This is a genomic window from Chryseotalea sp., from assembly GCF_057350905.1.
Map to the genome: position 1 here is coordinate 92,401 of NZ_JBMRCF010000022.1, position 12,141 is coordinate 104,541.

A 12,141-nucleotide genomic window follows, 5' to 3' on the forward strand; every position below is an offset into this window, starting at 1 on the left:
AATGATACATAGGGTTGCTTTATTTATTAATCATTTTTCAAATTATCTACCGGGTTAATTCTGATGGCCTGTATTGTTTGTGAACCAACAGTAAACAAGCCAAAGAAAATTAAGACTAATATCCCAATGGAAATCGTTAAGAAATCGACATTAACATGATAGGCCAGGTTCTGCAACCAGAAATTGTTGATAAAGTATGCTGCAGGTACTGAGATAAGTATAGCCAGCAACAAGATAATTAAATAGCCTTTAGAAAGGTTAAAGACAAGTGACTTGTCGCTGGTGCCTAATATTTTTCTAATAGCAATTTCTTTTTTCTTCGTTTCTATGGTGTAGGTAGCCATGCCCAATAAACCGAGACAGGATATGACAATGGCCAGGAAGGCAATGAAACTTAGTACACGCAGCAAGGTGCCGAAGATGATTTGAAAAAGTTCACCTAACTCAGCTTCGAAATCTCTTACATCAGCTTTTATTCCAGGATTAATCCCTGCCCATACTTTTTCAACCGTGGCAGCAGCCTGTTTATAATCACCCGTGTATACAACCTGCAATTGCTTAAATTCTTCCGGACTGTAAAGCAAGGCCATTGGCATGATACGCTCACCGAAAAATTCGTAGAAATAATCCTTTACAACACCTATAACCTGTTTCTCTGTAGAATCTCTTCTGAAGATAATTGTTTTACCAATAGCTTCCAGGGGTGTGCCTAACTGATACGCCTTGACAGCCTCTTCATTTAATACAATAAAATTAGCATTGGATTTGTTCAGTTCACTGGAATAAAATTTTCCAGCCACTAAGTCGAGTTCCATGTTCTTCAGGTAATCTTCATCCACTGCATAATAATTAATATTGCGCCACTCTTCTTCTTCCATTGAAAGCTTCACGTCTTCTCCATAGCCAATACCAGTAAGGGGTACATGGGAAACCGCAGACACACTTCTAATATTACTTTCTTTTTCCAGTGCTGTCTTTAAGGTAGTTAAGGATGTGCTGTTGGCCGGAACAATTAGTTTATTAGCTGTAGTAAAACCATTGTCATTATGCAGGAATAAATTCAGCTGATTATAGAGTACAATTACTGTCAGTATAAAAATCATGGAAAGTGAAAACTGAACAACCAATAAGGCTTTTCTCAGTCCTACTTTCGACATCAGTTTGGTGTTATTCAGGTTCTTTAACACTTTAATAGGTTGGAAACCAGACAAGACTACAGCGGGGAACAAACCTGCTACAATACCCACTACAACAGCCAGCACCAGAAAAATTCCATACACGATATAATTTGCAGATAGATTCCATTTCAGGAATCTTGCAAAAGCGAGGTCTTCAATAAAAGGACGTAAAGCATAGATAAAGACGATTGCAAAGACTAAGGCAAACAAAGCAATCACAACCGACTCACTGATAAACTGTGTAAATAATTGCCAACGCATAGCACCTGTTACTTTTCTAACACCAATCTCTCTGGCACGCGTTAATGAACGGGCAATAGACAAATTGGTGAAATTAAAACACGAAGTAATCAATACAATGCCTGCAATACCAGACAGGAAATAAATCAGGAACCAGGGCATAAAAGGACCAATGGGGTTATTAATCATTCTACCCGGAAGTATATCAAGTAAATTCTGTGGTACATATTTTATCTCCACACCAGTATCAGGTGGAAGATCTCCGTAATGATCCTGATTGATTTTAGTCAAATGAGGCGCAATGGCTTCAATACTTTTTCCTTCCTCCAATACCACATACACCCAACCCATGGTGTAGTTATTCCAGCTGTCCAGATCGCCACCCAATACTTCAGCCGCCTGCAAGCTTTTAACGGTAGCCATACTGGCAAAAGCCTCAGCAACAATGTGCGATCTGTTTTCTGTCTTTTTGATAACACCTGTCACTTTATAGGTACCCAGCTCACCAACTTTTAACGATTCACCTACGGGATTTTCAACTTTAAATAATTTTTCAGCAGCTTCTTTGGTCAACACCACGGAGTATGGTTCGATCAAAGCAGTTGCAGGATTTCCATATAAGAGTTCATGGTTAAAAACCTCCAGCACTTCAGGGTCTGCAAAAAATCCACTCACAGGCACATTAATATCATGACCAGGTTCCAGCTCCATCCAGCTATTGCCAAAACCGCGCATCAGTCGCACAGCCTTTTCCACCCCTGTATATTTGGTGAGCAATTCTTCCTTTAGGGGCAACGTTGTCGTTGCGGCTTCGTTACCAGGCAAATTACCCTCTTCTCTGTAATAGGGAATAGAATTGATTCTGTAAATTCTTTCTGCCAGCGGATTATGCCTGTCGACCATCATTTGGTCGGCCACCAACATAATTATGCCCATACAAATGGACATGGCCACAGCCAAGCCAAAAATATTGATAAATGAAAAGGTGCGGTGTTTACGAATTGTTCGTAAGGCGATCAGGATGTAGTTCTTTAACATATGCAGTGCGGTTAGGAGTCTTTTACATGCCTTGGACGCTTCGGTTTCTATTCATGTTACAGTGTCAGTAAACAAAAATCAATTTCATCTGCATCAGTTTATTGTCCATGGTTAATAGTCTAAGGACAATTGACCATGGACAACTATTATTACCTTTCATTTATCACTCCTAAGCTCTTAACAAGATTACTCATCACGTAAAGTTTTAGTCGGATTTAACATCGCGGTGGAGATCGTTTTATATCCAACAGCCAATAGAGCCACCACCACCATTACACTTACCGATACAATCAGTGAAACATAATTCAGTTGTAAATAATATTCCCAGATAGAATCCATCAAGGCATTCGCGGCAAAGAAGCCTAAGGCACCACCCAACAAGGTGGCAATACCCAGGTTAATGATAAATTCGAAATTGATAACACCTGCAATATTGCTGATTGAAGCACCCAGTACTTTACGCACACCAATCTCTTTCATACGCTTCACGATGTTGAGCGACACGAGGGTGTACAGGCCGATGCCGGTCATAAGTGCTGCAAAGAAACCGAGGAAGCCAAACATGGTGGTAACATTAGCATTGATCTCGTTTGTTTCCTGCAATTCCTGATCGATCATCTGACCAGTATACAGTGAGTTAGGGAAAACCTCTTTCCATTTTTGTTCCATGTATTCATGAACTGCAGCCGTTTTTCCAGGCGCTGTTTTAACCACCAGCTGCTGAAACTTAGCCGGGGGGGCGTAGCGAATCATCATGGGTTCAATAGGTTCCCACAAGGCACGGCTGTAAATATTTTTTACTACACCTACTACATATAACTGAACGGTATCCATCCACACTAATCTTTTTCCAATCACATCATCTTTCCAGTCGAAGGTTTTAATAAATTCTTCAGTAACAATTACCGACTCCTTTATATCTGTTTCAGAATCTTTGATAAACTTTCTTCCCGCCACTAAGGTCATGTCCATCGCCTCAAAATATTCATCGCCTACATCCATGATGTCTACTTCGCGTTCTAAAGATTCATACTTAACAGGATCGTTATAAAATCCAGTAGCCACATGGTTGTTTGTGCCGGCAATGGTGATAATATCAGGATTTGATGCAAGTGCGTCTCTGTAGGTGTTAAAGCCCGCTTCATTGCCTACCCATGCAGAAATAACGCCTGAGGTAGCAAAACCCAGGTCATAATTTTTTTGATACACCCCATTGTTATAAAAGGCTACCCCCATGATGATAGAAAGCAGTGATATCACAAATTGTCCGCCCAGTAAAATGCGCGTAAACCAGTTAGTACCACCAAACTTTGCTTTACCTTTTAAAATGCTTACCGGCTCAAATGCCGTAATGTAAAAAGCAGGATAACTGCCGGCAATCAGCGCGGTAATAATCAACAGCAAGACAAGGAATAATAAGAAGCCAATGTTCTCCGTATAACTCAGGTTTAAATCCAACCAAGGCCATAATGAATCATAGGCTGGCACTAACCACTCCGCCAAAAGTAAACCTGCAATCAATCCTAAAAAACACAGGATCAGGTTTTCACCTAAAAATTGTGCGACTAATTGAAAACGCAAACCACCCATTACTTTTCTGATACCAATTTCCTTTAAGCGCCTGCTCGATATAGCAATAGAAGTATTGGTAAAATTAAAACAGGCCAATAGCAAAAGCATAACAGACATGATGGCGGGCACCACTACCGCTTCGCTCGGAATACCACCCCGCATCCAATCGCTATTCAACCTTGGATTGGCGCGATTAGCAGACATCATCCCTACAAAGGGTTGTAAGTAATAAGAAGTAATCTTAAAATCTTCCCGTGCCTTATTCTGGGGCTCCACATAATTTTGAAGTTGAGCAGTAACACTCTTCACCAGCGATGGATCGTTGATCTTTAAAAACAAAGCACCCGTCCAGCGCTTCCAGCTTGTTTCACTCATTTCCGGATCGCGGTTCACCTCCCAGAAATTATCGAATAAGGTAATTACTTCAAAGCCAAAGCTTATGTTAGTAGGCTTCTTTTCAAATACACCACCGATGATAAATTCTTTAGGGTTTCTTACCCCATCTTTATTCAAAATAATTTGGGTTAGCATTTCGCCAACCACATCTTCTTTATTGAAGTATTTTCTGGCTGTTTCGTCACTGATAAAAATTTGGCTTTTGTCATAGAAATTTTCAAGTGTTCCGTACTTAAGCTTATAATCGAAAAAAGAGAAGAAAGAAGAATCGGCAAAGGCCATCTGCGTACCAAATATTTCATCCCCGATACGCATGTCGCTGTAAGTGGTATGAAAGCGCGTAACTGCCGCTACATCTTTAATATTTTGCTTCACATAACCTGCTACCGGCATAGGTATAATACCGTAGCGCTCTTGCTTACCCTGAAACTCACGCCAAAACTGAACTCTGTAGATATTTTCTGTATTCGAAAAACTGGCATCCCATTTATCAGAGTATTCCCAATTGAGGTAGGCTACGATACAACATGCAATGGCCACACCCATACCAAATACATTGATAAAGATGAAGAGCTTGTTCTTTAATAAATTTCTAAGCGTGATGAGGAGGTAGTTTTTGATCATGGCTGAGTTTTTTGGTTACAGCTAAAGACAGGTATAAGACGAAGGAAGTTGCATAGTGTTACAGAGGAATCCATTTATATGCCAATATCATAATGCTTCTTTTAACGCTGAATGCGCAGAACACTGTTCGGGCGATGTTCAGATACGAACAGTACTGTGTACGGATATTATCCACCAAAAAACAAAAAAGCCACCCGAAGTAATCGGGTGGCTTTTAAAAGATTTGTTACGTATCTATTAAATATGAAACTGTTCTTTCACATTTTCTGTGATCACCTTACCGTCAAATAAGTTGATAACGCGGTGAGCATAGTTAGCATCATAAGGAGAGTGAGTAACCATGATGATGGTTGTTCCTTCTTCATTCAACTGAGAAAGCAATTTCATTACTTCTTCACCATTGGTTGAATCCAGGTTACCAGTAGGTTCATCGGCTAATATCACTTTAGGTTTTGCTACAATGGCACGGCTGATAGCCACACGCTGCTGCTGACCACCGGATAGCTGCTGAGGGAAGTGGTTTCTTCTGTGCATGATATTCATGCGCTCCAAAACTTCTTCCACACGCTTTTTACGCTCGTCCGCAGGTACTTTCATGTACAATAAAGGAAGTTCTACGTTTTCGTAAACCGTTAATTCGTCAATCAAATTAAAGCTCTGAAATACGAAACCGATTGAGCCTTTGCGCAATTGTGCACGCTGGCGTTCTGAATATTTGGCAACTTCATGTTCACCAAAATGGTATTCTCCATTTGAAGGATTGTCTAACAATCCTAAAATGTTCAATAAGGTTGATTTACCGCAACCTGAAGGACCCATTATGGCAACAAACTCACCATCCTTTATTTCAAGGTTGATGTTGTTCAATGCTGTTGTTTCTACTTCTTCAGTCTGATAGACCTTCTCAAGATTTTTAAGTTTTATCATGGCTTTAATTCAAATTTTTAAGTTCTGGTTTAATATATTCAGTAGGATGATGCTGATTCATTAAAAGTTTTACTTCTCTATATGACTCAGCTTTATCTTAATGGTTACACTTTAATTTACAATTATTTTTTAGAATCCAATTTAGCTTGCGTCTCTATTTCTATCAATTTAAGATCAAAACCTCGTTGTTACCAAAATTCTCGTACGAAGAGGTAATCACTTTATCGCCAGGCTGCAATCCTTCCAATACTTCGAAGTTCTCGGTGTTTTTACGGCCAAGTCGTATATTTCGTTTCACTGCTTTGTTTTCTCCGTCCAGCACATATACCCAGTTTCCACCGGTATCCTTATAAAATCCGCCAACTGGCAAGAGTAATTCTTCTGAAGATTGGCCTAACTCTATACGCAAGCGTAATGATTGGCCTCTCCGGATACCATCAGGTGTTTCGCCAACAAAATTCATATCCACCTGAAAACGACCGCCTGCAATTGTTGGATAGATGTAGGTGATCTGAAGTTCATAATCCCTGTTGTTAAAACTGGTTGTGGCATGCAATCCCTGAGAAATGCGTGGTAAATACAATTCATCAATTTGTACACTTACTTTATAACTACCCACCACATCAATCTGCCCGATGCGTTGGCCTTGATTGACTGCTTGCCCCACCTCCAACTGTGGTCGCGATAACTGCCCGTCTATGGGAGCACGTATCACCAGATTATCAAGAATCCTTCCTACGCCTACAAGGCTTTCAGTCATTTTAGATTCACGGAAAGAAAGTTCGCGTAATTGACGGATTCGATCCAATGAATCATTCTTGTACACCTCATACGTGATGCGTCTTCTTTCCACGTTGTACTTATAATCAGCTTCAGTTCTCTCGAAATCTTGTTTAGAGATGAGTTTTTTCTCAAATAGTTGCTTCTGTCTGTGATATTGAGGCCCCAGAATTGCTAACTGGTTGTCAATCAAGGCTAATGTCTGGCGTTGCTCCAAATCATTTCTTGTAATCGCCAGACGTGTGTCGCGCTGACGCGTAATGCTTTCATTCAATTGCGCTTCCTGTTGCAATACAGTCAACTCACGATTCAGGTTGCTAAGCTCCATAATCACATCACCTTTCTTTAGCATAGCACCACTCTCAGCTACAACACGCTTAATGTTACCACCTTCAATGGCATCCAGAAACACCGTGCGACTTGGTTCGACTGTTCCGGTTTGTGGAATAAACTCCTGAAACACACCACGCTTTACTGTAGCAATGGTGATCTTATCTTTTTCAATTTTTAGTTTAGAACGTCTGTCAGCAAAAACCAACTGATAGGCTATGAAAATGACTAATAATCCGCCACCGCCAAAAGTAGCAATACGCTTAAGTGTCCAGGTCTTCTTTTTAATCTGCTTATCCATTATAAAGTTGTTGATGGTTGGTGGTTAGTCTTTGCTTGTAGATACTTATGGCACCAGGTCATAAAGCCCTCCATTCGCAAAATCAACTATCCCTCTATTGCCAACAAATGTGCCAAGCAGGAATCTGCGAAAAAAGCATCAAAAACATGGAAATGTGTTCGTTCCCAAGTTCACAACTGGACGTACCTGTCCGATTGCGAACAAATTTTTATGAATAATTTCTTTTAAAAATGCATTTTTGAGCGGCATTAAAGGCTTGTATGCTTCGGTATGCCCTTTGTGACAAAGCCATGAGCATAGTGAACATGTTGCTTGCCTGTACAACCAAACAGGAGTACATGAGAGCACTGTAACACTAGAAAAGACTGTTTTTATGACTGAAGCTAAACACGGAAAGATTTTAATTATTGATGATAATGAAGACTTGTTGAAAGCAGCAAAAATGTTTTTGAAAAGACATTTTTCGCAAGTAGACATAGAAAAGAATCCTGAAGCAATACCAGGCCTACTCAATCAGGAAGACTATGATGTGATTCTACTTGACATGAACTTCACTAAAGATGTTGTGAGCGGGCATGAAGGCTATATGTGGCTGGAGAGAATTCTAAAAATTGATCCTTCTGCTGTTGTGGTGCTCATTACAGCTTATGGCGATGTACAAATGGCTGTAAAAGCCATTAAAGCCGGTGCTACTGACTTTGTGTTGAAACCCTGGGAGAACGAGAAGTTGCTGGCAACGCTCTATGCGGCTATGCGCTTACGTGAAACACGTGATGAGGTAGAGACTTTAAAAGTAAAAAATCAGGAGATCAACCGCGAGATCAATCACCGCTACAGCGAAATCATCGGGCAAAGCAGCATCATGCAAAAAATATTTGCCACCATCGATCGTGTGGCAAAGACGGACGCCAATGTTTTAATTCTTGGCGAAAATGGTACCGGCAAAGAATTGATTGCAAGAGCTATTCACAAAAACTCTGTGCGACAAAATCAGAACTTTGTTAGTGTGGATTTAGGATCGATTACAGAAACACTTTTTGAAAGCGAACTCTTCGGTCATAAAAAAGGATCTTTTACTGATGCCAAAGAAGACCGTGCCGGTCGCTTTGAACTGGCAAATGGCGGCACCTTATTTCTGGATGAAATCGGCAATCTATCCATGCCCCTGCAAGCAAAATTACTTACCGTTATACAAAACAGACGCGTAAGCAGGGTTGGTGCCAACAAAGAAACCAATATCGACATCCGTTTAATCTGTGCTACCAATATGCCTTTGTACGATATGGTAAAGGAGAACCGTTTCAGGCAAGATTTAGTGTATAGAATTAACACCATCGAAATACAACTCCCCTCGTTGCGAGAGCGCTTTGAAGACATTCCTTTACTGGCCAATTTTTTTCTAAAGCAATACGCTGAAAAGTACAGTAAGAATATCAGTAAGATCAGCGATGCCGCCTTAACCCGCATGCACAAACATACCTGGCCAGGTAATATTCGTGAGCTTCAACATGCGGTAGAGCGCGCTGTTATTCTCAGTAATGCCAGTGTATTGCAGCCCGAAGATTTTAATTTTAACGCAACAGCCCCAAAAGAAGAGAACCAACAGTTAAGCTTAGATCAGTACAACCTCGATGAAGTGGAAAAACTATTAATCAGGAAAGTATTGAAAAAATATAATGGCAACATAACCCAGGCGGCCAGTGAATTAGGCCTCACCCGATCATCGTTATACAGGCGATTGGAAAAGCATGGATTATAACCAATTTGAAAATGTGCAAATTTGAAGATTTGAAAATGATTGACTTCGCAGAAGCAACTTCCAATTGCTTTACTTGTCGTTCATTAAATGTCATCAAGTTAATTAATCTTCAAATGATCAAATCATCAAATTTTCAAATTACATGTTAAAAGACTTCCGTTCCCGTGCTTTATTAAGAACCCTCCTGCTGGGTACAAGCATGGCTTTACTCATGTTTATGGTGAGTAAACCCAATATGCTTTTTGCCTCTGTGCTGGTAGGCTTTGTTATTATCGGGCAATTGGCAGAAATCTTCAGGTTCGTGAGCCAGACCAACCGCAAACTGACTCGCTTTCTCGAATCAATTAAGTACTCTGACTTTATTTCAGGCTTTGCAGCTGATCATAAACTAGGCAATAGTTTTAAAGATTTGAATATTGCTTTCAATGAAGTAATGGAGGCCTTCAGAAAAGCCAGAAGTGAAAAGGAAGAAAGCTGGCAGTATTTGAACACAGTCGTTCAGCAGGTGCGTACGGGTATCATTTCTTTTGATAGTGATGGCAACATTCAGCTGATTAACAACAATGCAAAACGTTACATCGGCACCAACACTATTAAAAACATCCGGGAGTTGATTGACTTAAATCCAAAACTGTATCACAACATCAATTCGGTTGAGGCCGGTAAAAGCGAATTGTATAAGGCCAGTAACGATTTACAACTTACTATACAATGTACTGAGCTGCGCATACGCGGTGTTGATGTTAAGCTGATAACACTACAAAACATTCAAGGAGAATTACAGAAGCAGGAAGCCGAAGCCTGGCAGAACCTGACCAGGGTGTTAAGACATGAGATCATGAACTCGATCACACCCATTTCTTCTTTAACCTCCACCCTGCGTGAAATATTAGAACACGATATAAAAAAGCAGGGAGATCATTTTGAAATCAATGACGAAACTGCCACTGACTTAAAAGACGGGCTTTTCACCATTGAAAACAGAAGCAAAGGACTTATTAAGTTTATCGATGCTTACAGAGAATATACCTCTTTACCGAAACCGGTTTTCAAAAGTGTGAGGCTAAAAGATTTAGTGGATAAAGTTTCAACTTTAATGAAAGAAGAGCTGAAACGCACCAACATAAAATTTGAAGTAAGCTGTGCCTCAGAGTACATTACCATACAGGCAGATGAGGAAATGATTGAGCAAGTACTCATTAACTTACTTAAAAATGCTAAAGAAGCATTAGCCGAAACAAAGGATGCCAGTTTATCACTGAAAGCTTATCTTCAGGATAACGCCATAAAAATTGACATCATCGATAATGGGCCAGGTATCATTAAAGAGGCTATTGAGAATATCTTTGTGCCCTTTTATACAACCAAACGCAGTGGGTCAGGTATTGGCTTAAGCTTGTCCAGACAGATTATGCAACTACACAATGGATCGATAACAGTAGTTTCAGAACCGGATGTAAAAACGGTGTTTACACTAAAATTTTAAATCGAGGTTAGAAGTTGGAGGCTCGAGGCTCGAAGTTCTAGGCTTGATGCTGAAGGTTTGAAGTTTTTTGCCAAATTTAAATATCTAAAAACGAAATATCCTTTGTTAGGAATCTTAGATCTTAAATCTTAAATCTTAAATCTTATTCAAACTCTGCTGATACTCCGCCATTTCAACTGCGGCTTTCAACATACCTATCATACCGATTCCAACAGAAATCAATCCGAATGCAAGCTCGCTGAAGGCATTCTTTTCTACTGTGAAAAATGCCGCCAGACCTGTCAAACAAAAAAAGAGCACCATTCCCATCATAATCCTGATAAAGATTTTTGTAGATCGAGGATTCTGGTAAATACGTTTTGAAAAATTATTCTGAACCTTTTTTGTGTCCTGAAGTGCCGAAAAGCTAATACCTAAACCCAAAAACACAAGAGCCTTGTTCATCTCTACAAACAAGGTTGATAAATCGGTGAAAAGAGGACGATAGCAATAAAACAGTCCGAGCAGCATCAAGGGATATTGAAGATAACTAATACGGTTGAACAAATTTCCATAACTATCCATAAAAAACTGGGGCAAATTGTGGCTCAAGATAATTATTGTTAAAAGATTAATGTAAACCAATCGGGCAAAATAATTCGTTTCCATAATCCAGGTAGAGCCAATTAGTACTCAGGCACCCCATTTCTGCCGGGCAAAGCTATGCCTTGACTTTCTTTTTAACTTTATTTGTAGTCTTAATAACCAAAACATGAGAACGTTAATCTTCATTCTAACCCTCACTATTAGCACCAGCATAGTGGCACAATCAAAAAAAGAAATGCAAACCGAGATCGAAAAATTAAAATCAGAAATAGTTGAACTCAAGAAACCTAAAACCTTGAACATGGAAGACCCCATGGTTAAAATCAGCTATTCATTAGGCACCCTGATGGCCTCTAATGTAAAAGCACAAGGAGCAGATTCGCTTGACCTCGAAGCACTATCAGCAGGTTTAAAAGATGTACTGGAAGGTAAAACACTCTTAGTTGATCAAAATGAAGCCATGGGACTCGTGCAAAATTATATGCAGCAAGCCATGATGAGAAAGGCTGAGAAAGCAAAAGAGGCAGGTCAGCAATTTTTAGCCAACAATAAAACGAAAGAAGGTGTAATCACAACCGCCAGCGGCTTACAATACAAGGTGCTGCAACAAGGCAATGGTAAACAACCCACTGCGCAAGACCGCGTGACCGTTCATTATGCAGGCACCTTAATAGACGGAACTCCATTTGATAGTTCAATAAAACGTGGTCAGCCGGCTACCTTTGGCGTAAGTGGTGTTATCCGCGGTTGGACTGAGGCTTTACAATTAATGAAGGAAGGTGATAAGTGGATGTTGTATATTCCTTACGACCTTGCCTATGGGGAGCGTGGCAGTGGTGCACAGATCCCTCCTTACTCAACGCTGCTTTTTGAAGTGGAATTGATAAAAGTGAATTGATAAAAATGTTGAAGTACTAAAGTGTTA

8 protein-coding genes are annotated in these 12,141 nt (G+C 40.0%); 3 read left to right on the top strand and 5 right to left on the bottom strand.

Annotated features, from left to right (window positions below):
* Positions 1-26 precede the first annotated feature (26 nt).
* The 4 genes from ACO1XM_RS20265 to ACO1XM_RS20280 all read right to left on the bottom strand — a co-directional run bounded on the left by ACO1XM_RS20265 (position 27) and on the right by ACO1XM_RS20280 (position 7,386).
* A complete protein-coding gene (locus ACO1XM_RS20265; RefSeq protein ID WP_486232445.1) occupies positions 27-2,456 on the bottom strand; it encodes an ABC transporter permease in 2,430 nt (809 codons plus the stop codon).
* A 186-nt stretch (positions 2,457-2,642) separates the two neighbouring features.
* A complete protein-coding gene (locus ACO1XM_RS20270; RefSeq protein WP_486232447.1) occupies positions 2,643-5,048 on the bottom strand; it encodes an ABC transporter permease in 2,406 nt (801 codons plus the stop codon).
* Between the two features lie 237 nt (positions 5,049-5,285).
* Positions 5,286-5,975, bottom strand: coding sequence for an ABC transporter ATP-binding protein (locus ACO1XM_RS20275; protein WP_486232449.1), 690 nt, complete (start codon positions 5,973-5,975; stop codon positions 5,286-5,288).
* 163 nt (positions 5,976-6,138) lie between these two features.
* Positions 6,139-7,386 carry an efflux RND transporter periplasmic adaptor subunit gene (locus ACO1XM_RS20280; RefSeq protein ID WP_486232451.1) on the bottom strand — a complete coding sequence of 416 codons (1,248 nt, stop codon included), beginning with the start codon at positions 7,384-7,386 and terminating at the stop codon, positions 6,139-6,141.
* 373 nt (positions 7,387-7,759) lie between these two features.
* On the opposite strand from ACO1XM_RS20280, the gene ACO1XM_RS20285 reads away from it, so the two are divergent.
* Both ACO1XM_RS20285 and ACO1XM_RS20290 read left to right on the top strand, forming a co-directional pair.
* Positions 7,760-9,145 (top strand): sigma-54-dependent transcriptional regulator, encoded by a 1,386-nt coding sequence (locus tag ACO1XM_RS20285; RefSeq protein WP_486232453.1) that lies wholly within the window; start codon positions 7,760-7,762, stop codon positions 9,143-9,145.
* A gap of 142 nt (positions 9,146-9,287) precedes the next feature.
* Complete coding sequence (locus tag ACO1XM_RS20290) at positions 9,288-10,631, top strand: sensor histidine kinase (protein WP_486232455.1); 1,344 nt, start codon at positions 9,288-9,290, stop codon at positions 10,629-10,631.
* Between the two features lie 135 nt (positions 10,632-10,766).
* Here ACO1XM_RS20290 and ACO1XM_RS20295 read toward each other — a convergent pair whose 3' ends face one another.
* Positions 10,767-11,279 (bottom strand): hypothetical protein, encoded by a 513-nt coding sequence (locus tag ACO1XM_RS20295; protein WP_486232457.1) that lies wholly within the window; start codon positions 11,277-11,279, stop codon positions 10,767-10,769.
* Positions 11,280-11,382: 103 nt separating this feature from the next.
* Between ACO1XM_RS20295 and bamJ the strand changes: the two genes are divergently transcribed.
* Positions 11,383-12,114 carry a BamJ family beta-barrel-assembly machinery protein gene (gene bamJ / locus ACO1XM_RS20300; protein ID WP_486232459.1) on the top strand — a complete coding sequence of 244 codons (732 nt, stop codon included), beginning with the start codon at positions 11,383-11,385 and terminating at the stop codon, positions 12,112-12,114.
* Positions 12,115-12,141 lie beyond the last annotated feature (27 nt).